The sequence below is a fragment of the Psychromarinibacter sediminicola genome (genome assembly GCF_029168335.1).
Taxonomy (GTDB): Bacteria; Pseudomonadota; Alphaproteobacteria; order Rhodobacterales; family Rhodobacteraceae; genus Psychromarinibacter; species Psychromarinibacter sediminicola.
Genome location: NZ_JARGYC010000025.1, coordinates 21463 through 47136, shown reverse-complemented (window position 1 = coordinate 47136; position 25674 = coordinate 21463). Strand labels below are relative to the sequence as shown.

Genomic DNA, 25674 nt, shown 5'->3' with positions numbered 1-25674 from the left:
TTGTCCGGGGCCCGTAATACGCGGGTCAGGCACCGTTGTCCTGCGTCAATTTCTGCACTGCGGCGAGAAAGGTTGGCGCGTCGGTGCCCAGCCTGTCCAGCACCTTCGCCTCGTAGGCGCGGGCGAGCGGGGCCATATCCTCCATCAGCGCGACGCCCTTGTCTGTCAGGGCGAGCGAGACGAGGCGCTTGTCGGTCTCGTTCGCCTTTTTAGTCACGTATCCCGCCTTCTCCAGCCGGGTCGCGGCGCGGCTGACCTTCGGCTTGTCCAGTTCGGCCTGTTCGCTGATGTCGCGCACGCTGACCGCCTTGGCCTGGCTCAGATGCGCCAGGACGCGCCATTCCGCCCGGCTGATGCCATAGCGGGCACGGTAGATGGCGGCGAATTCGCGGCTCACCCGCTCGGACACCACGGCGAGCTGATACGGCAGGAATTGGCTGAGGTCGAAGTCGAGCATGGGCGGCCCTTTGATTGCATGCGCCATGTTCCACGGGAGCCGGGCGCGATCAACTTTCTAGCCGGCCCTTGACTTCATTTCAACTGCAACGATATGGGTGCCGCAAGCGTCGGGGCCTGTCCCTCTGCCCGATTCCCCGATGCCGCACGGAGGATCTGATGAACAAGCAATCCACACCCCGCGACATGGTGCGTGCCGCGAGCACTGTCGGCATCCACGAAGGCTATATGCCCGGCTTCGGCAACGACTTCGAAACCGAGGCCCTGCCCGGCGCGCTGCCCGAAGGAATGAACAGCCCGCAAAAGTGCAATTACGGTCTCTATGGCGAGCAATTGTCCGGCACGGCCTTCACCGCGCCCAGCCACCAGAACGAGCGTACGTGGTGCTATCGCATCCGGCCGTCGGTGAAGCATTCGCATCGCTACGAGAAGATCGACGTGCCGTACTGGAAGTCGGCACCTTGCGTGGACCCGGACGTGATCTCGCTGGGCCAGTACCGCTGGGATCCGGTGCCGATGACGGACGAGCGGCTGACCTGGATCACCGGCATGCGGACGATGACCACCGCCGGCGACGTGAACACGCAGGTGGGGATGGCATCGCATATCTACCTGGTGACCGAGTCGATGGTGGACGAGTATTTCTACTCGGCCGATTCCGAGCTTCTGGTGGTGCCGCAGGACGGCCGTCTGCGGTTCTATACCGAGCTGGGGATCATCGACCTGGAGCCCAAGGAGATCGCCGTCATTCCGCGCGGGCTGCTCTACCGGGTCGAACTGGTGGACGGGCCGGCGCGCGGATTCGTCTGCGAGAATTACGGCCAGAAGTTCGAGCTGCCGGGCCGCGGGCCAATCGGCGCCAACTGCCTGGCGAACCCGCGGGACTTCAAGACGCCGGTGGCGGCTTATGAGGATCGCGAGGTCGACTCGACCGTGACCATCAAGTGGTGCGGCCAGTTCCACGTCACCAAGATCGGCCATTCGCCGCTGGACATCGTGGCGTGGCACGGCAACTACGCGCCGTGCAAATACGACATGCGCAACTACTGCCCCGTCGGCGCGATCCTGTTCGACCATCCCGACCCGTCGATCTTCACGGTGCTGACCGCGCCGTCCGGCGTGCCGGGCACGGCGAATATCGACTTCGTGCTGTTCCGCGAGCGCTGGCTGGTGGCCGAGGACACGTTCCGCCCGCCGTGGTACCACAAGAACATCATGTCCGAGCTGATGGGCAACATCTATGGCCAGTACGACGCCAAGCCGCAGGGCTTCGTGCCGGGCGGTCTGAGCCTGCACAACATGATGCTGCCGCACGGGCCGGACCGCGAGGCGTTCGAGGGGGCGTCCAACGCCAATCTCGGGCCCGAGAAGCTGGAAAACACGATGTCCTTCATGTTCGAGACCCGGTTCCCGCAGCATCTGACCCCCTTCGCCGGAAACGAAGCGCCGCTGCAGGACGACTACATCGACTGCTGGGAGAGCCTGGAGAAGAAGTTCGACGGCACACCCGGCAAGAAGTGACTGGTTGCGATGCGCTGACGGCGCGCCCTACACAGACGTAGGGTGCGCCTGTCGCGCGCCGCAACGAACCGGAGAGACGACATGCCCCTGATGCGCAGCTGGGTCGAGAGCGCCAACGCGCCCGACACGGAATTCCCGCTGAACAACCTGCCCTACGGGTCGTTCTATGACGATCCCGAAGACCTGCCGCATTGCGGCGTGGCGATCGGCGACATGATCCTGGACCTCACGCAGATGGAGGAGGATCAGGTTCTCGACGTGCCCGAAGAGATGGAGATGGTGTTCTTCTCGGGCGTGTGGAACGAGTTCATGGCGATGGGCCCGGCCGTCTGGGATGCCTTCCGCACGCTGCTGGTCGAGATGCTGCGCGAGGGCGCGGCGGATGCGGCGGTGTATCGCGACTATCTCGTGCCGCAGGCCGACGTCGAGATGGCGCTGCCCTTCGTGGTGGCGGAATACACCGACTTCTACGCGGGCAAGCACCACGCCACGAATGTCGGCACGATGTTCCGGGGGGCGGAGAACGCGCTGCCGCCGAACTGGCTGTCGATCCCCATCGGGTATAACGGGCGCGCGTCGTCCGTGGTGGTCAGCGGTACGGATGTGCGGCGGCCGTGGGGGCAGCTGAAGGCGCCGGATCAGGATCTGCCGGTCTTCGCCCCGTGCAAGCGGTTCGACATCGAACTGGAGATGGGCGCCATCGTCGGCGTGCCCTCGGACGGGCCGGTGACGGTGCAGGAGGCCGACGACATGATCTTCGGCTACGTTCTGGTGAACGACTGGTCGGCGCGGGACATCCAGGCCTGGGAATACCAGCCTTTGGGACCGTTCCAGGCGAAGGCCACCGCCACCTCGATCAGCCCCTGGATCGTGACAAAAGCCGCGTTAGAGCCGTTTCGCTGCAACACGCCGGAGCGCGAGCGCGAGCTTCTGCCTTATCTGCAGGAGCCGGGGCCGATGCTGTACGACATCCCCCTGTCCGTCGCGATCCAGCCCGAAAACGGCGAGAAAACGGTGCTGTCGCGGACCAACTACAAGGAGATGTACTACTCCTCCGCCCAGCAGCTGGCGCATCACACCACCGCCGGGTCGCCGATGAATGTGGGCGACCTGCTGGGCTCCGGCACGATCTCCGGTGTCACGAAGGACGAGCGCGGCAGCCTTCTGGAGATCTCCTGGGGCGGGAAGGAACCGATAGAGCTGCCCGGCGGCCAGACGCGGAACTTCATCGAGGACGGCGACACGCTGACCCTGTCGGGCGCGGCCGCGGGCGACGGCTACAGGATCGGGTTCGGCGATTGCGTGGGCAAGGTGATTGCCGCGCTGGACGATCCCTACAAGCGGGACTGATGACCGCGCGCCCTGCATATCGCGGAAACGGCCAGGCGGGTCTAACCCGCCTGCTGCCATTGCAGGATGGCGTCGAGGGGCCAGAGCAGCATGACGACGTTCAGCACCAGCCCGTCGCGGATCAGGTAGGCCGTCAGAAGCTCGAACCCGATCACGAGGGCAACGCTGGCCCAGACCGGAATGACTCTCGCCAGGGCGAAGCCCACGACCATCGCCACGATATCGGCGAGCGCGTTGACGATGCTGTCGCCGTTATAGTCGAAGGATACGGTGACCGAGCGATAGCGCTCGATCACCCAGGCGGAATTCTCGACGAGCTCCCAGCCGCATTCGACCAGCATGGCGATGGCGAAGCGCCACGAAATCGGCATCCGGGGGGCCACCAGCCACAGCGCGGCATAGAACAAAAGGCCGTGCAGCAGGTGGCTGGGGGTGTACCAGTCGGCGATGTGCTGGCTGCTTTGCTCGGGCGGCGCGTCGCCGGCCCAGAGTTCGACATATCCGCAGGGGCAGATCAGATCGCGCCCCATCAGATAGAGGATCACGCCCGTCCCGAGAAACAGGGCAAGCGAGATCCAGTATGGCGTGGCGCGGGTCATGCCGCCCACGCAAGCACCGAAACACACGCGCGTCCAGAGACTTGAAAGGAACCGGAATGGCGAAGGCATTCGCATCGCAAGGCGACATGGAAGAAAAGCAGGTCAGCTTTACCCAGATCGGGGAGGGCCTGTACGCCTTTACCGCCGAGGGCGACCCGAACTCGGGCGTCATCATCGGCGACGATTCGGTGATGATCGTCGAGGCGCAGGCGACGCCGCGGCTGGCGAACAAGGTGATCGAATGCGTGCGCTCGGTGACCGACAAGCCGATCACGCATCTGGTCATGACGCATTATCACGCGGTGCGGGTGCTGGGCGCCTCGGCGTTCCAGGCACCGACGATGATCATGTCGGAAAAGGCCCGGTCGATGGTGGTCGAGCGCGGGCAGGAGGACTGGGACAGCGAGTTCACGCGCTTCCCGCGCCTGTTCCAGGGGCACGAGGACATCCCGGGGCTGACCTGGCCGACCACGACGTTCAACGGGCGGATGAGTGTCTATCTCGGCAACCGGCGGGTCGATATCATGCAGCTGGGCCGCGCCCACACGGCCGGCGACGCGGTGATCTACGTGCCCGACCAGAACGTGATGTTCACCGGCGATATCGTCGAGTACAAGTCCGCCTGCTACTGCGGCGACGGGCATTTCCACGACTGGCCCGGCACCATCGAGAACATCCGCGCCTGGGAGCTGGACGCCATCGCACCGGGCCGCGGCGACGCGCTGGTCGGGACCGAGATGGTGAACGCGGCGCTGGATTCCACGACCGATTTCGTGAAGTCGACCTATGCGCCGGCGGCCAAGGTCGCGCTGGGCGGCGGCTCGCTGAAGGAAGCGTGGGACGCGGTGCGGGCGGAATGCGACCCGAAGTTCAGCGACTACGCGATCTACGAGCACTGCCTGCCCTTCAACGTTGCCCGCGCCTATGACGAGGCGCGCGACATCGACACGCCGCGCATCTGGACCGCCGAGCGGGACGCGGAGCTGTGGGAGCAGTTGCAGGGCTAGGCCCTGTGCCGGAACGATGGTGCTGGTTCGGTTCGCATCGCCGGTTCTGGGGGATCCCCTGGAGCAACTGCTGCGGTTCCTGCGACTCGTCGCGATCTTCTATGCCGCCGGGCATGTGGTGCCCGGCGTGACCATCTGGCTGATCGGGAGGACGGCCCATGCCTTATGACTATCAACCCTTTCCCTACACCGCCCCGCCGGGCCTGACCGCGCCGGAGCCGCGGCACAAGGTGGTCATCGTGGGGGCCGGGCCGATCGGCGTGGCGATGGCGCTGGAGCTGGCGAATTACGGGGTGCCGTCCGTGGTGCTGGACGACAACAACGTGGTCTCGGTCGGCTCGCGCGCGATCTGCTGGTCGAAGCGGAGCCTGGAAATCCTCGATCGCCTGGGGATCGGCGACAAGTCGGTCGAGAAGGGCGTGACCTGGAAGGTCGGGCGCACGTTCCACCGCGACAAGGAGGTGTTCAACTTCGACCTGCTGCCGGAAGAAGGGCACAAGATGCCCGCCTTCGTGAACCTGCAACAGTATTACGTCGAGGAGTTCCTGGTGCGGGCCGCCCTCGACAACGATCTGGTGGACGTGCGGTTCAAGAACGAGGTGGTGGAGGTCGACCAGACTGCCGAGGCCGCGACGGTGCGGATCGAGACGCCGGATGGCGAATACAGTCTCGAAACCGAGTACCTGATCGCCTGCGACGGGGCGAAGTCGCCCATCCGCGAGATGATGGGGCTGGATTTCGCGGGCGAGCTCTTTGAGGAGCGGTTTCTGATCGCCGATATCGAGATGACGGCCGATACGCCCTCGGAGCGGTGGTTCTGGTTCGAGCCCACGTTCCATCCCGGCCAGTCGGCGCTCTTGCATAAACAGCCGGACAACATCTATCGCATCGACCTGCAGCTCGGCTGGGACGCCGACCCGGTCGAGGAGAAAAAGCCCGAGAAGGTGATCCCGCGGATCGAGAAGGTCGTGGGGCATTCGGATTTCAAGCTGGACTGGGTCAGCGTCTATACCTTCCAGTGCCGGCGGCTGGAGCGCTTCGTGCATGACCGGGTGCTGTTCGTGGGCGACAGCGCGCATGTCGTGTCGCCCTTCGGTGCGCGCGGCGGCAACGGCGGGCTGCAGGACGTCGACAACCTGGGCTGGAAGCTGGCCGCCGTGCTGGAGGGTCGCGCGGATTCGGGCCTGTTAGAGACGTATAACACCGAGCGAACCTACGGCACGGACGAGAACATCCTGAATTCGACCCGGTCGACGCGCTTCATGACCCCGGCCGACGGGGCCGAACGGTTGTTCCGCGACCAGGTGCTGGCCCTGGCCGCCAAGGCGCCTTTCGCGCGGAGCTGGGTGAATTCCGGCCGGCTGTCAGTGCCCTGCGTCTATCCGGTGAACGGCGCCGACGACAAGGCGCTGCCGCGCGTGTCGCGGCCGGGCGCCGTGGCGCCGGATGCGCCGATGGGCAACGGCTGGCTGCTGAATGCGCTGGGCGGCCGTATGGTCGTGCTTGCGCTGGGGTGCCAGGCGCCGGAGGTGGCGGGCGCCGAGGTGCTGACGCCGGAAATCACCGACGAGATTCGCCGCCGCTACATGGGCGAGGCCGAGAAGACCGTGTATCTGATCCGGCCCGACCAGGTGATCGCGGCGCGCTGGCCCTATGTCGACCGCACCGCCGTCGAGGCCACCATCGAGGCAATCTGGAGGGGCGAATGACCGCATTGATCGACACGCCGAACCTGGCCGATCACGACGGGTTCTACGAGGAGCTTCTGGCCACGCATAAGGGGCTGAGCGAGGCGGAGAGTCAGGCTCTGAACGCCCAGTTAGTGATGATTCTGGCGAACCATATCGGTGACCGGACCGTGCTGAGCGAAGCGCTGGCCCTGGCGCGGAAGACACCGCTGGGCTGAGCGGCTACAGATCCCAGATCAGCGGCAGCCGCGTGCGGCCGTTGTCGGTCAGGATGAAAGGCTCGCGTCCTTCGAAAACGGCGGCGGTCAGCGGACGGCCATAGCCAGCGCCGGTGTCCAGGTTGATCCGGTTGCCGTGGTTTTCCGGGGCTTCGGCCGGCGTGTGGCCGTGGACGACCAGCCGGCCGTGGTCGCGGGTGCTCTCCAGGAATTCGAAGCGGATCCAGACCAGGTCGTCCGGATCCTGCCTGTCCAGCGGGATGCCGGGTCGGATGCCGGCATGGACGCAGATCAGGTCTTCGGTCTCATGGACGTACGGCATGTTTTCCAACAGCGCACGGTGGGATTGAGGCACCGCCGCGCCGGCATCGGCCTGCACCGCTTCCAGATCGCGGCGCGGGTCCGGGTCGACGCCGTAGGAGGCCATCGTGGCGGAGCCGCCGAGATTCGGCCGCAGCCAGTAGAGCGCCGTGTCGCGGCGGGGGTCGTCCTCGCCCTCGAAGCTGAGGAAATCGAGGAACAGCTGATCGTGGTTGCCGCGGATGACGTGCCACGGCTCGCCTTCCGCGATGCCGCGCACCAGATCCTCGATCACGCCCCGGGAGTCCGGCCCCCGGTCTGTCAGGTCACCGAGATGGACGAGCGGCGCGTCGACGTCGCCGCACCGCCTCCGGTCGGCCGCGACACGCGCGTGGGCAGCGCGAAGCATGTCGCGCTGCCCGTGGATGTCACCGATGGCATAAAGCCGTCGCATCCGTCCCTAAGCCACCTCGAACTGCAGCGGGCGCACCTGCTGGAACAGCCCGGTGTTGCGAAGCGCGGTCAGCACGCCGTTGTCGGGCTGCTCGTCGAGATACAGCAGCGCGATGGCGTCGCCGTTCCTCCGGCCGAGCGTGAAATTGGCGATGTTCACGCCATGGGTGCCCAGCGTCTGACCCAGCGTGCCGATGATGCCCGGCACGTCCTTGTTGGTGGTATAGAGCATGTGCTGCCCCACCTCGGCGTCGATGTTGATGCCCTTGATCTGGATGAAGCGCGGCTTGCCGTCCGAGAACACGGTGCCGGCGATAGAGCGTTCCCGCGTGGGCGTCTTCACCGTCAGCTTGACGTAGCCATCGAACACGCCGCTCTTCGTCTGCGTGGTGGACGAGATGTCGATATCCCGCTCCTTCGCGACGACGGGGGCAGAGACCATGTTCACGTCCGGGTTGGTGGCGGTCATGATCCCGGCGATCGCCGCGGAGGACAGCGCGGCGGTGTTCATCTCGGCCGCGACGCCGTCATAGAGAATGTTGATCGCCTCGATCGGCTCGTCGGTGAGCTGCCCCGCGAAATCGCCCAGATACTCGGCGAGCTTGATCCAGGGGCCCATCACCTTGGCCTCTTCCGCGGTCACCGACGGCATGTTCAGCGCGTTCTGCACCGCGCCGGTCAGCAGGTAATCCGACATCTGCTCGGCCACCTGCAGGGCGACGTTCTCCTGCGCTTCCGAGGTGGCGGCGCCCAGATGCGGGGTGCAGACGACGTTCGGCAGGCCAAACAGCGGGTTCTCCTTCGCCGGCTCCTCGGCAAAGACGTCCAGCGCGGCCGAGGCGATGTGGCCGGACTGGATCATCTCGGCAAGCGCGGCCTCGTCCACCAGGCCGCCGCGGGCGCAGTTGATGACGCGGGCGCCCTTCTTCATCTTGCCGAGATTCTCGCGCGACAGGATGTTGCGGGTCTTGTCCGTCAGCGGCACGTGCAGCGTCACGAAGTCGGCGCGGGACAAAAGCTCGTCCAGCTCCACCTTTTCCACGCCCAGCTTGTCCGCGCGCTCCTGGCCGAGGAACGGATCGTAGGCGATCACCTTCATCCGCAGGCCGTGCGCCCGGTCGATGACGATGGAGCCGATATTGCCGGCGCCGATCACGCCCAGCGTCTTGCCGGTCAGCTCGACACCCATGAAGCGGGACTTTTCCCACTTGCCGGCCTGCGTCGAGGCGTTCGCCTCGGGGATCTGGCGCGCCGTCGACATGATCATCGCGATGGCATGCTCGGCCGTGGTGATCGAGTTGCCGAAGGGCGTGTTCATGACGATCACGCCCTTGCGGGACGCGGCCGGGATGTCGACGTTGTCGACGCCGATGCCGGCGCGGCCGATCACCTTCAGGTTGTCGGCCTTCTCCAGCAGCTTGTCGGTCACCTTGGTGGCCGAGCGGATGGCGAGGCCGTCATACTGGCCGATCACCTCGGCGAGCTTGTCCTTGTCCTTGCCGAGATCAGGCTGAAAGTCGACGTCGATGCCGCGATCGCGGAAGATCTGCACGGCGGTTTCAGAGAGCTTGTCGGAAACGAGTACCTTCGGGGCCATTTCGGGCGATTCCTTCGAATAAGAGACTGCGCGCCCCGGGTCCGGCCCGGGGCCTCATGGCTTTCTTCGGGAGGGCCCCGGCGCGGACGCCGGGACGGATATCACGCGGTTTCGGTCTGCGCGGCGATCTCGGCCTCGAAGGCCCATTCGATCCACGGCAGCAGCGCCTCGATGTCCGAGGTCTCGACCGTGCCGCCGCACCAGATCCTGAGGCCCGCCGGCGCGTCGCGATAGGCGTTGATATCGTAGGCCACGCCCTCGGATTCCAGCCGCTTGGACACGGCCTTGGCGAAGGCCGCGCCGTCGCGAATGCGGTCGTCGGTGAACTTCAGGCAGACGCTCGTGTTCGACCGGATCGCCGGGTCGGCGGCAAGGAAGTCGATCCAGTCATGTGTCTCTACGAAGGCGGCAATCGCGGCGGTATTGGCATCGGCCCGCTTCTTCAGGCCGGGAACGCCGCCCACCGATTTCGCCCAGTCGAGCGCGACGAGGTAATCCTCGACGGCCAGCATCGACGGGGTGTTGATCGTGGCGCCCTCGAAGATGCCCTCGTTCAGCTTGCCGCCCTTGGTCATGCGGAAGATCTTGGGCAGCGGCCAGGGCGGGGTGTAGCTTTCCAGCCGCTCGACGGCGCGGGGGTTGAGGATCAGCATGCCGTGCGCGGCCTCGCCGCCCAGCACCTTCTGCCAGGAGAAGGTGGCAACATCCAGCTTGTCCCACGGCAAGTCCTGCGCGAAGGCGGCGGAGGTCGCGTCGCAGATGGTCAGGCCGGCGCGGTCGGCCGGGATCGCGTCGCCCGAGGGCACGCGCACGCCCGAGGTGGTGCCGTTCCAGGTGAAAACGACATCGGTGTCGAAGTCGATCTCGGCGAAATCGACGATCTCGCCGTAATCCGCTTCCTTGATCTCGGCGTCGATCTTCAGCTGCTTGACCACGTCGGTCACCCAGCCGGCGCCAAAGCTTTCCCAGGCGACCATCGTCGCCTTGCGGGCGCCCAGCATGGACCACATCGCCATTTCCACGGCGCCGGTGTCCGAGGCCGGGACGATGCCGATGCGGTAGTCGGCGGGGATGCCCAGCACCTCGCGGGTCGTCTCGATCGCGTCCTTCAGCTTGCCCTTGCCGATGGCGGCACGGTGCGAGCGGCCGAGCGCGGCGTCGGACAGCTTGTCGAGCGTGAATGTCGGGGGTTTGGCACAGGGGCCAGAGGAAAAACGCGGGTTTCCCGGCCGCTTCGCCGGTTTCGTCGGGTCTGACATGGTATCCTTCCAGATATACGCCCCTCGTTGGGGAGGGGTGTCCCGCCGCCGGACATACGCCCACCGCGACCTACCGGCAAGACGGCACATGCGCCGCGGTCCGGAAAAATGCGCATGATGATTATGAGCGGGAGCCGATAGCTCTCGGACACGGTCCCCTGCGTTGCCTTTCACATCGAATTCAGGACGGGTAAGGGAGCCGCAAGCAGACCATTTCCGGAACCCGCCATGCACGTCGCCACCCTCATCGCCTCTCCCGACCGCCGGACCCTCGACCCCGCGCTGTGCGACTCGCTGCGCAACGCCTGGGGCGGCGGGGATCTGCAGTGGCTGTCGCCGGACGAGGCGGCGGAGTTCGAGCTGCCCGAGGTGCCGGCGAATCGCTGGGAGGTCTGGGAAGAGTGCCAGCGGATGGGCGTCGACCTGGCGGTGCAGCCGGCCGAGGGGCGGCGCAAAAGGATGCTGCTGGCGGACATGGATTCGACCCTGATCCGGCAGGAATGCATCGACGAGCTGGCCGCCGAGGCCGGGATCGGGCCGCAGGTGGCCGAGATCACCGCCCGCGCGATGAACGGCGAGCTGGAATTCGAGGGGGCGCTGCGGGAACGGGTCGCGCTGTTGAAGGGGCTGCCGGAATCGATCGTCGACACGGTGCTGGCGAATCGCATCACCTACATGCCCGGCGGCCGCGTGCTGGTGGCGACGATGAAGGCACACGGGGCCTTCGCCATGCTGGTCTCGGGCGGATTCACGGCCTTTGCGGCGCGCGTGGCCGCGGCGCTTGGATTCGACGCGCACCGGGCCAACGACCTGATCGTCGAGGACGGCACCCTCACCGGGCGGGTCGCCGAGCCGATCCTGGGACGCGACGCGAAGGTCGAGGCGCTGGAGATGCAGACCGGGCGGCTGGGCATCGCGAAGGCGGATGTGCTGGCCGTCGGGGACGGGGCCAACGACCTTGGAATGCTTGGGCTGGCCGGCATGGGCGTGGCGCTGCATGCCAAGCCGACCGTGCAGGAGAAATGCGAGCTGCGCGTGAACCATGGCGACCTGAGCGCCCTGCTGTTCCTGCAGGGCTACGCGCGCGACGAGTTCGTCACTGATCCGGCCTGAAATGCCACATCACCCAGGCGGCGTTCGCCAACCGCGGGGCTACAGCGGTTCTTCGCCGGCGGGGTCCGGCGCCGCCTCGGTGACCCCGCCGCGCCGGGCCGCACCCAGCCGTTCCGCATTGCCCTTTCCCGCTTCCTCAATCCTGCGCGATTTCTTGCCGCCGGGACTTTAACAATTCGGCAGATTTCCGTTAGTGTTGCCCTGTACGATTGTGGATCGCAGGCCCGCCACGGAAGGTCACGCGAGATGACCCGCGCGGAGCGACAGAGGCAGAAACGGCTGGAGGCTGTGGGATAGATGAAAACACGTCTTGGTCTGGGCGCGCTGTGCGCCGTCCTGATCTGGGCCCCGCTGAGCAGCGGCGCACAGGAATCCCGGAACCGCGTGGCGGCGCATACCGACTGGAGCGTGTTCGAGGCGCAGGATCCCGCCCAGTGCTGGAGCGTCTCCAGCCCAAAGGAAACCGTGAACACCCGCGACGGGCGCGTCGTGGCGGTGCGCCGCGGCGATATCCTGCTGTTCGTGTCCTACATCCCGGATTCCAACGTGGCCGGGCAAGTCTCCTTCACCGGCGGCTATCCGTTCCGCGAGGATTCGACGGTGTCGCTGACCATCGGCGACGAGGAGTTCGACCTGTTCACCCAGGGCGAGATGGCCTGGGCCAAGGACGAGTCGGCCGATGCCCGCATCGTCGCGGCCATGAAGGCGGGGGCCGAGGCGGTTCTGGTCGGCATGTCCTCGCGCGGGACGCGGACCGAGGACACCTTCTCGCTCTACGGCTTCACGGCCGCGGTCGAAGAGGCGCAGGAGCGCTGCAGCAGCTAGGCGGCCGCCCTTGATGCCCATGGCCGGGAGGGCCAGACTGCGCCCATGACCCCGGCGTTTTCCCGTACCGTCCGTTTCGGATCCGAATCCGAAACGTCGCGTTTCGCGGCGGCGCTGGCGCCTGCACTGGTGCCGGGCGACACGCTGTTGCTGCAAGGCGGGCTGGGCGCCGGTAAGACGCATTTCGCCCGGGCGCTGATACAGGCGCGGCTGGCGGCCGTCGGCCTGGCCGAGGACGTGCCCTCTCCGACCTACACGCTGGTGCAGGTCTATTCCGACCGCGCAGCGGAGATCTGGCATTGCGACCTCTACCGGCTGAGCGGGCCCGACGAGGTGGCGGAGCTGGGGCTCGACGAGGCCTTCGCGCGGGCGATCTGCCTGGTGGAATGGCCGGAACGGCTGGAGGACTTGCGACCGAGCGGCGCGCTTCGTGTCGGGCTGCGGATGACCGACGATCCGGGGGTCCGGTTCGCCACGTTCGAGAGCGCCGACAGCACCTGGCAGGACCGGCTGGCCCCGCTTCTCGCGGATCGCGTCGATGGCTGATCGGTCGGCCCTGATACAGGAATTCCTCGACAGGGCGGGCTGGGGCGCGGCGGACCGTCTGCCCCTGGCCGGCGATGCGTCGGCGCGGCGATACCTTCGGCTTGCGTCCGAGGGCCAGAGCGCCGTGCTGATGGACGCGTCGCCCGAGGCCGGGCAGGACGTGCGGCCGTTCCGGCACCTGGCCGGCCATCTGCGCGCCGCGGGCCTCAGCGCGCCAGAGGTCTTTGCCGCCGACGACGCCGCCGGGTTGCTCCTGCTGGAAGACTTGGGGGACGCCGTCTTCGCGCGGCTGATAGAGACGGATGCCTCGGTCGAGGACGGTCTCTATTCCGCCGCGATCGACATGCTGGTCGCGCTGCGCGACGTGCCGGTGCCCGACGGTCTCGTGACCTTCACGCCGGAGCATATGGCCGGGATGATCGACCCCGTCCTCGACTGGTATGTCGCGCCGACGGGCCGGACCGTGCCCGAGGCGGAACGACAGGCGATCCGCGACGCGCTGCAAGTAGCACTGGCCGAGTGCGTCGACGCAGAGACGGTTCTGTGCCTGCGCGACTGCCATGCCGAGAACCTGATCTGGCTGCCGGAGCGCGACGGCATGGCACGGGTCGGGATCCTCGATTTCCAGGACGCTGTCGCCGCGCATCCGGCCTATGACGTCGTCTCCCTGCTGCAGGATGCCCGGCGGGATCTGCCGGCGGCACTGACAGACCGGATGATCGACCGCTACGTTTCGGCGAGCGGTTCCGATCCCGCAGCAATTCGCGCGGGCATGGCGGCGCTGGGCGCCCAGCGCCACCTGCGGATCATCGGCATCTTCGGCCGCCTGTCGCTGCAATTCGGCAAGACGCGCTATCTGGCGTTCCTGCCGCGCGTCTGGGACCACCTGCAAACCTGCCTCGCCCACCTTGCCCTGTCGGACCTTTCCGGCGCGCTGGCCGACGTTGTGCCTGAGCCCACGGAACCTCTATTGAATAGACTGAAGCCACATGTCCCGGCCTGACTCCGCCCTTCTCTTCGCCGCCGGTCTCGGCCTCCGGATGCGGCCGCTTACCGACACCGTGCCGAAGCCGCTGGTGGAGGTGGCGGGGCGGCCGCTCTTCGACCACGCCCTCGATCTGCTTCGGCGGGCGGGGATCGGGACCATTGTAGCGAACACGCATTACCTGGCCGACCGGATGGCGGCCCATCTGGCGCGAAACGGCGTGGCCGAGAGCCGAGAGCCCGAGCTTCTCGACACCGGCGGCGGGCTGAAGGCGGCGCTGCCGCTGCTCAGGCCCGGGCCGGCGATCACGCTGAACACCGACGCGGTGTGGACCGGCACGAACCCGGTGGAAACGCTCTGTCATGCCTGGGATCCCGGCGTGATGGACGGGCTGATGGTAATGGTCCCGCGCGACGCGGCGGCCGGGCATGGCGGCAACGGGGATTTCTCGATGGACGCCAAGGGACGGCTGAAGCCGGGGACCGACCTTGTCTATACCGGTTTGCAAATCCTGAAGACCGGCCCGTTTCGGGACGAGATAGAGACGTTTTTCAGCATGCACCGGGTCTGGGGCCAGATGCTGGCCGACAGCACGCTGCACGGCGTGATCCATGGCGGCGGCTGGTGCGACGTGGGCCGGCCGGAAAGCATCGCGCTCGCCGAGGCGATGCTGGAGGGCGCGCGTGTTTGAGCCGGCCGACGGCCCGCGCGTCTTCGGCCTGCCCCCCGGCGCCGACTTCCCGCGCGCGGTGGTGGCGGGGCTGACCGAGCGGATGCGGGGCCGACCGCCCGAGGACATGGCGCGAGTCGAGGTTTTCGTGAACACCCGCCGGATGCAGCGGCGGATGAAGGCGCTGTTCGACGAGGGGCCGGCGATGCTCTTGCCCTGCATCCGGCTTGTCACCGACCTCGCCCGCGACGTCTCGATGGCCGATGTGCCGCCACCCGTGCCGCCGCTCCGACGGCGGCTGGAGCTGACACAGCTCGTCTCCACCCTGCTGGACCGGCAGCCCGATCTGGCGCCGCGGGCGGCGCTGTTCGACCTCGCCGACAGTCTTGCCCGGCTGATGGACGAGATGCAGGGCGAGGGGGTGACGCCGGAGGCGCTGGAAGGGCTGGACGTGTCGGACCAATCCGGCCACTGGCAGCGCAGTCTCGCCTTCGTGACGCTGGTGGAGCGGTTCCTGCAGGCCGACACCGACGCGCCCGATACCGAGGCCCGGCAGCGCATGGTCGTCGAACGCCTCGCCGCCCGGTGGCGGGATGCGCCGCCGGGTCACCCGGTGATCGTGGCCGGCTCCACCGGGTCCCGCGGCGCCACCGCCGCCTTCATGCGCGCCGTCGCCGGGCTTCCGCAGGGCGCGCTGATCCTGCCCGGCTTCGACTTCGACCTGCCCGGCGCCGTCTGGGACATGCTGCGCGATCCGATGAGCGCCGAGGATCACCCGCAGTTCCGCTTCGCCAGGCTGATGCGGGACCTGGAAAGCACGCCGGCCGAGGTGCGATCCTGGACGGCGGAAACAGAGCCTAACCCGCCCCGAAACCGCCTCGTCTCGCTCGCGCTGCGACCGGCGCCCGTCACCGACCAGTGGATGACCGAGGGCGCGGCGCTGACCGGGATCGGCACCGCCACCGAGGCCATGACGCTGGTCGAGGCGCAGTCCTCGCGGGAAGAGGCCGGCGCCATCGCGCTGATCCTCCGCGATGCGGCCGAACGGGGCAAACACGCGGCTCTGATCACGCCCGACCGGATGCTGACCCGGCAGGTGACAGCCGCGCTGGACCGCTGGGGCATCATTCCCGACGACAGCGCGGGGCGCCCCCTGCCCCTGACCGCTCCGGGCCGGTTCCTGCGCCACGTCGCGGCCCTGTTCGGCGAGAAACTGACCGCCGAGGCGCTGCTGACCCTGCTGAAACACCCGCTGACGAATTCCGGCGCCGGGGCGCGCGGCCCGCACCTGCTGCATACCCGGGACCTGGAACTGTCGCTGCGCCGGAACGGGCCGCCCTTCCCGGGCCGCGCGGACCTCCTCGCATGGGCCTCCAAGGGCAGTGCCGAGCGGCGCGCCTGGGCCGATTGGCTCGGCGGGCTGCTGGACGGGCCGGAACATGTGGGGACGCGCAGCCTTCGGGCGCATGTGGAGGATCACATCCGGCTGGCCGAGGCGCTGGCCGCGGGACCGCTGGGCGAAGGCACCGGCGCGCTGTGGGAGGAGGAGGCCGGGCGCGAGGCGCGGCGCTGGATGGATGCGGTCGCGCGAGAGGCCGAACACGGCGGCACGCTGTCCGCCGGCGATTATCAGTCCCTGATTCACGCCGTTCTGCAGAGGGGCGAGGTGCGCGAGGCTGTCGGCACGCATCCCGGCATCATGATCTGGGGCACGCTGGAGGCCCGGGTTCAGGGCGCCGACGTGGTCGTCCTGGGCAGCCTGAACGAAGGCACCTGGCCCGAGATGCCCAGCCCCGACCCGTGGCTGAACCGCCGGATGCGCCACGACGCCGGCCTTCTCTTGCCGGAACGGCAGGTGGGGCTGGCCGCGCATGACTTCCAGCAGGCTGTCGCCGCGCCCGAGGTGGTGCTGACCCGCAGCATCCGCGATGCCGAGGCGCAGACGGTGCCGGCCCGATGGCTGAACCGCCTGACGAACCTGATGGACGGGCTGGAGGGCGAGAGCGCCGCGGCGTTGCAGGCGATGCAGGCCCGCGGGGCCCGGTGGTGCGCACTGTCCCGCAGGCTGGATGCCCCGACCGAGGAGATGCGCACGGCGACGCCCCCTGTCCCGCGCCCCGCGCCGCGCCCGCCTTTGGACGCGCGGCCCGCAGAGCTGTCGATCACCGAGATTCAGACACTGATCCGCGACCCTTACGCGATCTACGCCCGCCACGTGCTGGGGCTGCGCCGGCTGGACCCGCTGCGACAGGTGCCGGACGCACCTCTGCGGGGGACGATCCTGCACAAGATCCTGGAGCGGTTCATAGAGGACGGGCCGCTGGAGGACATGGACAGCGCCCGGCGCCAGCTGATGGAGGTGACGGACAGCGTGCTGGCGGACACAGCGCCGTGGCCCGCCGCGCAACGGATTTGGCGCGCACGGATGCTGCGCGTGGCGGATTGGCTGCTGGAGGGCGAGTTCGCGCGGCAGGCGGAGCGCGAGGTGGTCGCGCTGGAGCGCCGCGCCCGGATGGAGTTCCCGCATCTGCCGATGACGCTGAAGGGCAAGATCGACCGGATCGACCGGCTGCCCGACGGGGCGCTGGCGATCTACGACTACAAGACCGGCAATCCCCCCACCCGCGACGTCCAGGAGCATTTCGACAAGCAGCTCGCGCTAGCCGCGATGATGGCGGAGCAGGGCGCGGTGACGGATGTGCCCGCCGCGACGGTGGGCGAGACGGCCTATATCGGGCTGGGCACCACCCCGAAGATCGAGACGAAAGGCTGGATCAGTGACGATATTGCCGAGGTCCGCGCCGGGTTCGAGAGGCTGATCGCCTCCTACCGCGACCGGTCGCGCGGCTACGTCTCGCGCCGCGCGGTAGAGCAGCAGCGGTTCGGCGGCGACTACGACCACCTCGCCCGGTTCGGGGAATGGGACCAGAGCGACGAACCGGCACCGGGCGAGGTCGGCGAATGAAGCTCGACGCCGCCACGATCCGCCAGAACCAGGCGGCCGCGCCGGGCACGTCCACCTGGCTGTCGGCCAACGCGGGGTCCGGCAAGACGCGGGTGCTGACCGACCGGGTTGCGCGGCTCCTGCTGCGGGGCGTGTCGCCGCAGAACATCCTTTGTCTGACCTACACCAAGGCCGCCGCGTCCGAGATGCAGAACCGGCTGTTCCGGCGGCTGGGCGACTGGGCGATGATGCCCGACGGCAAACTCGCCGAGCAGCTGCAGAAGATGGGCGAGACCGACATCGGCGCCCCGGAGCGGCTGGCCGAGGCGCGGCGGCTCTTCGCGCGGGCGATCGAGACGCCCGGGGGGCTGCGGATCCAGACGATCCATTCGTTCTGTTCGTCCCTGTTGCGGCGTTTTCCGCTGGAGGCCGGCGTCTCGCCCTCCTTCGTCGAGATGGACGACCGCGCCGCCGACCGCCTGCGCGAAGCCGTGGTAGAGGACCTCGCCGATGGCGGGGACGTGGCGGCGGTGGACGCCGTGGCCGCCCATTATTCCGGCGACGACCTGGGGGCTCTGACCCGCGCGGTTGTGGCAAGCCAGGCCGCATTTCGGCCTCCGGCGGAGTGGCAAGACATTCTCCACTGGTTCGGGCTGGCGCCGGATACGGGTTTCGACGACGTGGTGGCGACGGCTTGCGACGGCACCGAGCCGGACCTTGTCGCGCGGCTGCTGCCTCTCGCCGAAAGCCAATCCAAGACTTACGCGGAGTTCGGCAGGACGCTGGCGGCGCTTGACCTGGAGGAGCCCGGCGAGGAGGTCTATCGCGAGCTTTGCAGGCTGTTTCTCTATGCATCCGGCGACAAGCAAGGCCAGTCGAAGTCGGTCAACTTCCCGCAGTCGAACCACAGGAAGGCAGTAGAGGCATTCGAGCCTATCCTGCCCGAACTGCACGCCTTCATGGACCGCGTGGCCGAGGCGCGCGCGATCGAGGTCGCGCTGAACGCCGCCGAGAAGACCGCCGCGCTGCACCGTTTCGCCGCTGCCTTCCTGCCCGCCTACGAGGCCCGCAAGCTGGCGCATGGCTGGCTGGATTTCGACGACCTGATCCTGAAGACGCTGGCCCTGCTGTCAGACCCGAAGGTGGCGGACTGGGTGCTATATCGGCTCGACGGCGGGCTCGATCACATCCTGGTGGACGAGGCGCAGGATACCAGCCCGGTGCAATGGCAGGTGATCGAACGGCTGGCGCAGGAGTTTACCGCCGGGCTGGGCGCCCGCGACGAGACGGTGCGCACGATCTTCGTGGTGGGTGACAAGAAGCAGTCGATCTACTCCTTCCAGGGCGCCGACCCGCGCGAGTTCGACCGGATGCGCGACCACTTCCGCGACCGGCTGGAGGGCGCGGGGGGACAGCTGCAGCGGCTGGAGCTGGAATACTCGTTCCGGTCGTCGGACGCGGTGCTGCGGCTGGTCGATACCGTCTTCGGCGACGTGCCCGAGGCGCGGATGGAGATCGACGCGGCGCACCGGGCGTTCCGCGAGGAGATGCCGGGCCGGGTGGACCTGTGGCCGCCCGTCCCCAAGGCCGAGCCGGCGGACAAGCCGCACTGGTACGACCCCGTCGACATCAAGCGCGAGAGCGACTGCGACGTGGTTCTGGCGCGGAAGATCGCGGCGGATATCCGCAGAATGGTCGCATCAGAGACGATTCCGACGGCCGAGGACGGGCGGCGCAGGGTCACGCCGGGCGATGTCCTGATCCTTGTGCGGCGACGGTCGGACCTGTTCGCCGAGATCATCCGCGCCTGCAAGGCCCAGGGGCTGCCGGTGGCCGGGGCCGACCGGTTGAAGCTGGGCGGCGAGCTGGCGGTGAAGGATCTGGCCGCCGTCCTGTCCTTCCTGGCGACGCCGGAGGACGACCTGTCGCTGGCCGCGGCGCTGCGCTCGCCGCTCTTCGGCTGGACCGAGGCCGACCTCTACGATCTCGCCGCCGGGCGCGGCGACCGCTATCTCTGGCAGACCCTGCGCGACCGGGCCGGGGACTGGCCGGCGACGATGACCATCCTCGACGACCTGCGCGGGCAGGCGGACTACTTGCGGCCCTACGACCTGATCGAGCGCATCCTGTCCCGCCACGACGGCCGCCGCGGCCTTCTCGCGCGGCTGGGGGCCGAGGCGGAGGACGGGATCGATTCGCTGCTGGGTCAGGCGCTGGCCTATGAGCGGATGGAGGTGCCCAGCCTCACGGGGTTCCTGACATGGCTGGAAACCGACGACGTCGAGGTGAAGCGGCAGATGGACAGCGCGGGCGACCAGATCCGCGTGATGACCGTCCACGGCGCCAAGGGGCTGGAATCGCCCATCGTGATCCTGCCCGACACGGCCAAGCGCCGGCCGCTCCCGGGCGGCGAAATCGTAACGCTGGAGAACGGCCAGGCGGTCTGGAGAACCTCCGCCGGGGCGCAGCCCGATGTCATGAAACAGGCTCTGGACCGGCGGAAAGCGGACGAGGCGGACGAGGCGCTGCGGCTGCTCTATGTCGCGATGACACGGGCGGAGACCTGGCTGATCGTGGCCGCTGCCGGGGAGGTGGGAGAGGCGGGCGACAGCTGGCACGACCTCGTGCGGCAGGGGATGGAACGGCTCGGCGCCCTGCCGCTGGAAACGCCGGTCGGCGAAGGACTGCGCCACGCCTATCGCAACTGGGACGCAGGGCCGCTGACCGGGGCGGATGCGGAAGACGCCGCCACGCCCGCTCTGCCCTCGTGGATCGACCGGCACCTGCCCGCGCCGGACAAGACCACGGTGCTGAGCCCCAGCGATCTCGGCGGCGCCAAGGTTCTGCCGGGCGAAAGCGACGGCGACACCGAGGCGGCGCTGCGGCGTGGTCGGCAGATGCACCTGCTGTTCGAACACCTGCCCGGAACGCCGGAGGCGGACTGGCCCGCCATCGCCGGCGCGCTGTTCGCAGAGGGTGAGGACGCCGCAAACGAGGCCGAGTTAGAGACGCTTCTTCACGACGCGAGCCGGATCATCAAGGGGCACGCCTTCGACTGGCTCTTCGCGCCCGGCGTGCTGTCCGAGGTCGACATGTCCGCCGCCCTGCCCGCCCTCAACGGCCAGCGCATCCACGGGACCATCGACAAGCTGCTCGTTGAACCCGATCGGGTGCTGGCCGTCGACTTCAAGACCAACCGCCTGGTCCCCGACCGGCCCGAGGACGTGCCCGAGGGCCTGCTCCGCCAGATGGCCGCCTACGAGGAAGGCCTCGCCCGGATCTACCCCGACCGCACCGTCGAAGTGGCGATTCTCTGGACAAGCCGCCCGAGCCTGATGCCGCTACCGCGCGATATCGTGAGGGAATCGTTGCATTCCTACGCCACATCTTGACCCTTCCCGGGCGCCTGCATACCTTCCACGCTGAACTTCAGATGCCAAGGAGAACAGGCATGGCTACCGTTGCCGTCACCGACGACACGTTCGAGACCGAGGTCGTGAATTCCGACGTCCCGGTCGTCGTGGACTTCTGGGCCGAATGGTGCGGCCCCTGCAAACAGATCGGCCCCGCGCTGGAAGAGCTGGCGGAGGAGTACGGCGACAAGATCAAGATCGCCAAGGTCAACGTGGACGAGAACCCGTCGTCGCCGGCGCAGCTGGGCGTGCGCGGCATCCCGGCGCTGTTCCTGTTCAAGGGCGGCCAGGTGGTGTCGAACAAGACCGGTGCCGCGCCGAAGGCCGCGCTGAAGGGCTGGATCGACGATTCGGTCTGATCACCGGGACCGATCCGGATGGCACGGGGCGTCTTCGGGCGCCCCTTTGCTTTGGCGGGCTTGCCCTTCTCCGGCCCGGCTTCCATATGAGGGCGGACCAAAAAGGAGGCCCCCATGGCGCAAGAGGAGTTCCCCGGCTGGCACGGCACCACGATCATCGGCGTCAAGAAAGGCGGCGAGGTGGTGATCGCGGGCGACGGCCAGGTGAGCCTGGGCAATACCGTGATCAAGGGCACCGCCCGCAAGGTGCGCCGGATCAGCCCCGGCGGGTTCGACGTCCTGGCCGGGTTCGCGGGGTCGACGGCCGACGCCTTCGCCCTGCTGGAGCGGCTTGAGGCCAAGCTCGAGGCGACGCCGGGGCAACTGCAGCGCGCGGCGGTGGAGCTGGCGAAGGACTGGCGCACCGACAAGTACCTGCAGAAACTGGAGGCGATGCTGATCGTCTCGGACGGCAAGCAGATGTACGTCATCACCGGCGCGGGCGACGTGCTGGAGCCCGAACATGACGTGACCGCCATCGGCTCGGGCGGCAACTATGCGCTGGCGGCCGGCCGCGCGCTGATGGACAGCGACATGTCGGCCGAAGAGATCGCGCGGCGGTCGATGGCCATCGCGGCCGATATCTGTGTCTTCACCAATGGCAGCCTGACCGTGGAAACGCTCAGTTGATCGGACCCGACGACATCCGCGCCGCCGTCAATTCCGGTCTTCTGACCGAGCGGCAGGCGGCCGCGCTGACGGCGCTGGCCCACAGCCGCCGCGGCGCGCGCGAGGAGCTGTCCGTCGGCGACGAGCCGTTCGAGCTGTTCCGCGGGTTCAACGAGATCTTCATCATGGTGGGTCTCGTGATCCTGGGCGTCGGCTATGTCGCGGTCGTCGCGTTCTTCATCGGCGGCCGGATGGAGACCTGGCAGACCACGCTTCTGTGGGTCAGCATCGCGACCGCCGGCTTCGTCTGGCTCTTCGCCGAGTATTTCATCCGCCACCGCCGCATGGTCGGCCCGGCGATGCTTCTGACCTGCATGTTCGCCGCGGTCGCGGCCTTCGGCTTCGGCAACTGGCTGGCGCAGGTCTTCATGATCGCGCAGGAGGATTACGAAAGCCTGATCGCGCCGGGGCTGCTGGCGACGGCGGCGGTGTTGGTGTTCTGGCTGCGGTTCAAGGTGCCCTTCGCGCTGGCCGTGGTGGCGCTGGGGCTGTTCGCGACGGCGCTGTTGGCGGCGGCGACGCGCAGCGGGACGCCGGAAAGCATCGAGGACATCTTCCTGCTGTCCGAGGGCAGCGGCTTCGGCTGGATCACCCTGGCGCTGGGGCTCGTCACCTTCGCCGTCGCCATGGCCTTCGACGCGAGCGACCCGCATCGGGTGACGCGCCGCGCGTCGCAGGGCTTCTGGCTGCACCTCGTCGCCTCGCCGATGATCATCAACACCGTGGCGCTGTCGCTGCTGTCGTCCGAGGCGGACGGGGCGAACACCACGATCCTTGTCCTGATGGGCGGCTTCGCGCTGATCGCCGTGGTGATCGACCGGCGGTCTTTCCTGCTGGCCGCCATCGCCTATGTGGTCGGCGTGATCACCACGCTGTATCCCATCACCGAGGGCGGCAACTTCGGCTGGCTGATCCTGGCGCTGGGCGTGTTCCTGGTGCTCTTGGGCGCGTTCTGGGCGCGGATCCGGGCCGGCCTGTTGCGCCTGCTGCCGCTTGGCGGGCTGCGCGCCTATCTTCCACCCGCTCATCAAGAAGGGCTCTGAATGACCGACCTGACCCCCCGCGAGATCGTCAGCGAGCTGGACCGGTTCATCATCGGCCAGAAGGACGCCAAGCGCGCCGTGGCCGTGGCGCTGCGCAACCGCTGGCGGCGCAAGCAGCTGGATCCCGAGCTGCAGGAAGAGGTCTATCCGAAGAACATCCTGATGATCGGGCCCACCGGCGTCGGCAAGACCGAGATCTCGCGGCGGCTGGCGAAGCTGGCGCGCGCGCCCTTCATCAAGGTCGAGGCGACGAAGTTCACCGAGGTCGGCTATGTCGGGCGGGATGTCGAGCAGATCGTGCGCGACCTGATGGATTCCGCGATGGTGCAGGTCCGCGAGTATATGCGCGAAGAGGTGAAGTCGGCCGCGCATCAACGGGCGGAGGACCGGGTGATCGAGGCTATTGCCGGCGAGAACGCCCGCGAGCAGACGCGCGAGATGTTCCGGAACAAGCTGAAGCGGGGAGAGCTGGACGACACGGTGATCGAGCTGGACATCGCCGACAATTCGAACCCGATGCAGCAGTTCGAAATCCCGGGCCAGCCGGGGATGAACATGGGGGCGATGAACCTGGGGGATCTGTTCGGGAAAGCGTTCGGCGGCCGTACGGTGCGCAAGAAGATGACCGTGGCCGAGAGCTACGAGACGCTGATCGGGGAAGAGGCCGACAAGCTTCTGGACGACGAGGCCGTCAAGCACGCGGCGCTGCAGGCGGTGGAGCAGAACGGGATCGTCTTTCTCGACGAGATCGACAAGGTCTGCGCCAAGAGCGACGCGCGGGGCGGGGATGTCAGCCGCGAGGGCGTGCAGCGGGACCTGCTGCCGCTGATCGAGGGAACCACGGTCTCGACGAAGCACGGGCCGGTGAAGACGGACCATATCCTGTTCATTGCCTCGGGGGCCTTCCACATCGCGAAGCCGTCGGACCTGTTGCCGGAGCTTCAGGGGCGGCTGCCGATCCGGGTGGAACTCCGGGCGCTGACCGAGGAGGACTTCGTGCGGATCCTGACCGAGACGGACAATGCGCTTACCCGGCAGTACACCGCGCTGATGGAGACGGAGAAGGTGAGCGTCGCCTTCACCGAGGACGGGATCGCGGCGCTGGCGAAGATCGCGGCGGACGTGAACCAGTCGGTCGAGAATATCGGGGCGCGGCGGCTTTATACGGTGATGGAGCGGGTGTTCGAGGAGCTGTCCTTCCACGCGCCGGACCGGGCCGGAGAGACCGTGACCGTCGATGGGGATTTCGTGGAGGAGAACCTCGGCGAATTGACCCGCTCGGTGGATGTGAGCCGGTACGTGCTGTAGGTGTCCAAGGTTGGACGGGGGTCCAACTTGTTGATTTTATTACCGATAGCGCTAACTGGACCGATCCGTCCGCGCTGTCCGACCACGACGCCGCGACGGAACCTGACCTGGCCTTCCGGGGCTGCGGCCGCGCGAACGCGAAGTTGACTGGAACGGGCCGGGCGCGCGCTGTAGCGTCTGTCGCAGACCGAGGGATAGTCCTGTGCGCCGCCTGATTCTTCTTTGCCTTTTCGTGACGCTCTCGGCCTGTGCCCCGCGGGCCAAGCTGATCTTTGCCCCCGAGATGGCGGCCGACCTGCCGACACGGTCGATCTTCGTCGTGACCACGCGCGAGATCGAGGGCGGCAGCTTTGGCGACGGGCGGTCGACCGCGCCGCTGTTCCTGAGCTACGACCTGTCGATCCCGCCCAAGCGCGAGATCGGCTCGGTCACCTATCCCGGCGCCGAGCTGGACCCCGAGACGCAATTCCTGGCCAAGGGCCGGCACATCTATCCGAAGTCGGCGGATTTCCGGACAGCGGTCCGCGGCGCGCTGCGCGAGGAGGAGGTGCGCGAGGCGATCGTCTATGTCCACGGGTTCAACAACACCTTCGACGAAGGCGTGCTGCGAATCGCGCAGCTGGCCCAGGATTTCGGGATCCGCGGCGTCCCGGTCCACTATTCCTGGCCCAGCGCCGGAAGCGTGTTCGGCTATGCCTACGATCGCGACAGCGTGCTGTTTTCGCGCGACGGGATGGACCAGCTGATTTCGGAACTGAAGGCCGCGGGCGCGGAGAGCATCATCATCGTCGCCCATTCCGTCGGCTCGCATCTGGTGATGGAGACCCTGCGGCAACGCGCCATCGCCGAGCCCGGCTCGGTCTCTCGCGACATCGACGGCGTCGTCCTGATCTCGCCCGATATCGACGTCCAGCTGTTCCGCACCCAGGCGCAACGGATCGACAGGCTTCCCGACCCGTTCGGCATCTTCGTGTCCAAACGCGACCGGGCGCTGCAGCTCTCGGCCCGGCTGACGGGGCAGCGGAACCGGCTTGGCCGGGCGAGCGCCGCCGAGGTCTCGGATCTGGAGGTGACGCTGGTCGACGTCACCGACTTTTCCTCCGGGGCCGGGCATTTCACGGCCGGGGATTCGCCGGCGCTGATTTCGCTGTTCCGCAATGCCGGCAATTTCGAAGCGGCGTTCCGGGGCGACAGCGCGGGGCGTACGGGCCTGTTGTCGGGCACGGTGCTGACGGTGCAGGACGCCACCGAGATCATCCTGTCGCCGATCACGACGCTGGCGCAATAAAGCCGGATTCGGGGCTTTCCTTTT

At 67.7% G+C, this 25674-nt stretch carries 23 protein-coding genes; 18 read left to right on the top strand and 5 right to left on the bottom strand.

Annotated elements, in window-relative coordinates:
• Positions 1–25: 25 nt before the first annotated feature.
• Positions 26–457, bottom strand: a complete 432-nt coding sequence (locus P1J78_RS11270) for a MarR family winged helix-turn-helix transcriptional regulator (protein WP_275567455.1) — start codon at positions 455–457, stop codon at positions 26–28.
• A 158-nt stretch (positions 458–615) separates the two neighbouring features.
• On the opposite strand from P1J78_RS11270, the gene hmgA reads away from it, so the two are divergent.
• Positions 616–1977, top strand: a complete 1362-nt coding sequence (gene hmgA, locus P1J78_RS11265) for a homogentisate 1,2-dioxygenase (protein ID WP_275567454.1) — start codon at positions 616–618, stop codon at positions 1975–1977.
• An 81-nt stretch (positions 1978–2058) separates the two neighbouring features.
• Positions 2059–3327, top strand: coding sequence for a fumarylacetoacetase (fahA, locus tag P1J78_RS11260; RefSeq protein ID WP_275567453.1), 1269 nt, complete (start codon positions 2059–2061; stop codon positions 3325–3327).
• A gap of 41 nt (positions 3328–3368) precedes the next feature.
• On the opposite strand, the gene P1J78_RS11255 is transcribed toward fahA, so the two are convergent.
• Positions 3369–3926, bottom strand: coding sequence for a DUF2585 family protein (locus P1J78_RS11255; RefSeq protein ID WP_275567452.1), 558 nt, complete (start codon positions 3924–3926; stop codon positions 3369–3371).
• A 56-nt stretch (positions 3927–3982) separates the two neighbouring features.
• Here P1J78_RS11255 and P1J78_RS11250 point away from each other — a divergent pair, with 56 nt between their 5' ends.
• Genes P1J78_RS11250 through P1J78_RS11235 form a run of 4 tightly spaced genes read left to right on the top strand, consistent with a single transcriptional unit; the run spans position 3983 to position 6839 of the window.
• Positions 3983–4933 (top strand): MBL fold metallo-hydrolase, encoded by a 951-nt coding sequence (locus tag P1J78_RS11250; RefSeq protein ID WP_275567451.1) that lies wholly within the window; start codon positions 3983–3985, stop codon positions 4931–4933.
• A gap of 16 nt (positions 4934–4949) precedes the next feature.
• On the top strand, positions 4950–5102 hold the full coding sequence (locus tag P1J78_RS11245; protein WP_275567450.1) for a hypothetical protein: 153 nt from the start codon (positions 4950–4952) through the stop codon (positions 5100–5102).
• Complete coding sequence (locus P1J78_RS11240) at positions 5092–6642, top strand: FAD-dependent oxidoreductase (RefSeq protein WP_275567449.1); 1551 nt, start codon at positions 5092–5094, stop codon at positions 6640–6642. Before P1J78_RS11245 ends, P1J78_RS11240 begins: the two co-directional genes overlap by 11 nt.
• Positions 6639–6839, top strand: a complete 201-nt coding sequence (locus P1J78_RS11235; RefSeq protein WP_275567448.1) for a DUF2783 domain-containing protein — start codon at positions 6639–6641, stop codon at positions 6837–6839. The genes P1J78_RS11240 and P1J78_RS11235 overlap by 4 nt, the downstream gene beginning before the upstream one ends.
• A gap of 4 nt (positions 6840–6843) precedes the next feature.
• Here P1J78_RS11235 and P1J78_RS11230 read toward each other — a convergent pair whose 3' ends face one another.
• From P1J78_RS11230 to P1J78_RS11220, 3 genes are all read right to left on the bottom strand, one after another.
• The gene (locus tag P1J78_RS11230; protein WP_275567447.1) at positions 6844–7593 is read right to left on the bottom strand and encodes a metallophosphoesterase family protein; all 750 of its coding nucleotides are present in this window, start codon (positions 7591–7593) and stop codon (positions 6844–6846) included.
• A 6-nt stretch (positions 7594–7599) separates the two neighbouring features.
• Complete coding sequence (gene serA, locus P1J78_RS11225; RefSeq protein ID WP_275567446.1) at positions 7600–9189, bottom strand: phosphoglycerate dehydrogenase; 1590 nt, start codon at positions 9187–9189, stop codon at positions 7600–7602.
• A gap of 101 nt (positions 9190–9290) precedes the next feature.
• Positions 9291–10448 carry a phosphoserine transaminase gene (locus tag P1J78_RS11220; RefSeq protein ID WP_275567445.1) on the bottom strand — a complete coding sequence of 386 codons (1158 nt, stop codon included), beginning with the start codon at positions 10446–10448 and terminating at the stop codon, positions 9291–9293.
• A gap of 228 nt (positions 10449–10676) precedes the next feature.
• On the opposite strand from P1J78_RS11220, the gene serB reads away from it, so the two are divergent.
• From serB to P1J78_RS11160, 12 genes are all read left to right on the top strand, one after another.
• On the top strand, positions 10677–11561 hold the full coding sequence (serB, locus tag P1J78_RS11215) for a phosphoserine phosphatase SerB (protein WP_275567444.1): 885 nt from the start codon (positions 10677–10679) through the stop codon (positions 11559–11561).
• 297 nt (positions 11562–11858) lie between these two features.
• Positions 11859–12386: an invasion associated locus B family protein gene (locus tag P1J78_RS11210; protein ID WP_275567443.1), complete on the top strand. Its 528-nt coding sequence runs from the start codon at positions 11859–11861 to the stop codon at positions 12384–12386.
• Between the two features lie 45 nt (positions 12387–12431).
• The gene (gene tsaE, locus P1J78_RS11205) at positions 12432–12932 is read left to right on the top strand and encodes a tRNA (adenosine(37)-N6)-threonylcarbamoyltransferase complex ATPase subunit type 1 TsaE (RefSeq protein ID WP_275567442.1); all 501 of its coding nucleotides are present in this window, start codon (positions 12432–12434) and stop codon (positions 12930–12932) included.
• Positions 12925–13935: an aminoglycoside phosphotransferase family protein gene (locus P1J78_RS11200; protein WP_275567441.1), complete on the top strand. Its 1011-nt coding sequence runs from the start codon at positions 12925–12927 to the stop codon at positions 13933–13935. The genes tsaE and P1J78_RS11200 overlap by 8 nt, the downstream gene beginning before the upstream one ends.
• Positions 13922–14608, top strand: coding sequence for a nucleotidyltransferase family protein (locus P1J78_RS11195; RefSeq protein WP_275567440.1), 687 nt, complete (start codon positions 13922–13924; stop codon positions 14606–14608). Before P1J78_RS11200 ends, P1J78_RS11195 begins: the two co-directional genes overlap by 14 nt.
• Positions 14601–17552: a PD-(D/E)XK nuclease family protein gene (locus P1J78_RS11190; protein WP_275567439.1), complete on the top strand. Its 2952-nt coding sequence runs from the start codon at positions 14601–14603 to the stop codon at positions 17550–17552. Before P1J78_RS11195 ends, P1J78_RS11190 begins: the two co-directional genes overlap by 8 nt.
• Entirely contained in the window at positions 17549–20923 is a 3375-nt protein-coding gene (addA, locus tag P1J78_RS11185) for a double-strand break repair helicase AddA (protein ID WP_275567438.1), read from the top strand. Before P1J78_RS11190 ends, addA begins: the two co-directional genes overlap by 4 nt.
• 59 nt (positions 20924–20982) lie before the next feature.
• Positions 20983–21303, top strand: a complete 321-nt coding sequence (trxA, locus tag P1J78_RS11180; RefSeq protein WP_275567437.1) for a thioredoxin — start codon at positions 20983–20985, stop codon at positions 21301–21303.
• A 114-nt stretch (positions 21304–21417) separates the two neighbouring features.
• Positions 21418–21972 carry an ATP-dependent protease subunit HslV gene (hslV, locus tag P1J78_RS11175; RefSeq protein WP_275567436.1) on the top strand — a complete coding sequence of 185 codons (555 nt, stop codon included), beginning with the start codon at positions 21418–21420 and terminating at the stop codon, positions 21970–21972.
• On the top strand, positions 21969–23054 hold the full coding sequence (locus P1J78_RS11170) for a hypothetical protein (RefSeq protein ID WP_275567435.1): 1086 nt from the start codon (positions 21969–21971) through the stop codon (positions 23052–23054). Before hslV ends, P1J78_RS11170 begins: the two co-directional genes overlap by 4 nt.
• Positions 23055–24362 carry an ATP-dependent protease ATPase subunit HslU gene (hslU, locus tag P1J78_RS11165; RefSeq protein ID WP_275567434.1) on the top strand — a complete coding sequence of 436 codons (1308 nt, stop codon included), beginning with the start codon at positions 23055–23057 and terminating at the stop codon, positions 24360–24362. It begins immediately after the preceding gene.
• Between the two features lie 202 nt (positions 24363–24564).
• Positions 24565–25650 carry an alpha/beta hydrolase gene (locus P1J78_RS11160; protein WP_275567433.1) on the top strand — a complete coding sequence of 362 codons (1086 nt, stop codon included), beginning with the start codon at positions 24565–24567 and terminating at the stop codon, positions 25648–25650.
• Positions 25651–25674: the final 24 nt, after the last annotated feature.

What these genes read in the sequence shown, in the direction of transcription:
- hslV (WP_275567436.1), top strand. Translation starts at nt 21,418, where the DNA reads ATGGCGCAAGAGGAGTTCCCCGGCTGGCACGGCACCACGATCATCGGC.
- P1J78_RS11245 (WP_275567450.1), top strand. Translation starts at nt 4,950, where the DNA reads ATGGTGCTGGTTCGGTTCGCATCGCCGGTTCTGGGGGATCCCCTGGAG.
- addA (WP_275567438.1), top strand. Translation starts at nt 17,549, where the DNA reads ATGAAGCTCGACGCCGCCACGATCCGCCAGAACCAGGCGGCCGCGCCG.
- tsaE (WP_275567442.1), top strand. Translation starts at nt 12,432, where the DNA reads ATGACCCCGGCGTTTTCCCGTACCGTCCGTTTCGGATCCGAATCCGAA.
- serA (WP_275567446.1), bottom strand. Translation starts at nt 9,189, where the DNA reads ATGGCCCCGAAGGTACTCGTTTCCGACAAGCTCTCTGAAACCGCCGTG.
- P1J78_RS11235 (WP_275567448.1), top strand. Translation starts at nt 6,639, where the DNA reads ATGACCGCATTGATCGACACGCCGAACCTGGCCGATCACGACGGGTTC.
- P1J78_RS11230 (WP_275567447.1), bottom strand. Translation starts at nt 7,593, where the DNA reads ATGCGACGGCTTTATGCCATCGGTGACATCCACGGGCAGCGCGACATG.
- P1J78_RS11270 (WP_275567455.1), bottom strand. Translation starts at nt 457, where the DNA reads ATGCTCGACTTCGACCTCAGCCAATTCCTGCCGTATCAGCTCGCCGTG.
- P1J78_RS11200 (WP_275567441.1), top strand. Translation starts at nt 12,925, where the DNA reads ATGGCTGATCGGTCGGCCCTGATACAGGAATTCCTCGACAGGGCGGGC.
- fahA (WP_275567453.1), top strand. Translation starts at nt 2,059, where the DNA reads ATGCCCCTGATGCGCAGCTGGGTCGAGAGCGCCAACGCGCCCGACACG.
- P1J78_RS11210 (WP_275567443.1), top strand. Translation starts at nt 11,859, where the DNA reads ATGAAAACACGTCTTGGTCTGGGCGCGCTGTGCGCCGTCCTGATCTGG.
- P1J78_RS11240 (WP_275567449.1), top strand. Translation starts at nt 5,092, where the DNA reads ATGCCTTATGACTATCAACCCTTTCCCTACACCGCCCCGCCGGGCCTG.
- P1J78_RS11220 (WP_275567445.1), bottom strand. Translation starts at nt 10,448, where the DNA reads ATGTCAGACCCGACGAAACCGGCGAAGCGGCCGGGAAACCCGCGTTTT.
- hmgA (WP_275567454.1), top strand. Translation starts at nt 616, where the DNA reads ATGAACAAGCAATCCACACCCCGCGACATGGTGCGTGCCGCGAGCACT.
- P1J78_RS11195 (WP_275567440.1), top strand. Translation starts at nt 13,922, where the DNA reads ATGTCCCGGCCTGACTCCGCCCTTCTCTTCGCCGCCGGTCTCGGCCTC.
- P1J78_RS11255 (WP_275567452.1), bottom strand. Translation starts at nt 3,926, where the DNA reads ATGACCCGCGCCACGCCATACTGGATCTCGCTTGCCCTGTTTCTCGGG.
- trxA (WP_275567437.1), top strand. Translation starts at nt 20,983, where the DNA reads ATGGCTACCGTTGCCGTCACCGACGACACGTTCGAGACCGAGGTCGTG.
- P1J78_RS11250 (WP_275567451.1), top strand. Translation starts at nt 3,983, where the DNA reads ATGGCGAAGGCATTCGCATCGCAAGGCGACATGGAAGAAAAGCAGGTC.
- serB (WP_275567444.1), top strand. Translation starts at nt 10,677, where the DNA reads ATGCACGTCGCCACCCTCATCGCCTCTCCCGACCGCCGGACCCTCGAC.
- hslU (WP_275567434.1), top strand. Translation starts at nt 23,055, where the DNA reads ATGACCGACCTGACCCCCCGCGAGATCGTCAGCGAGCTGGACCGGTTC.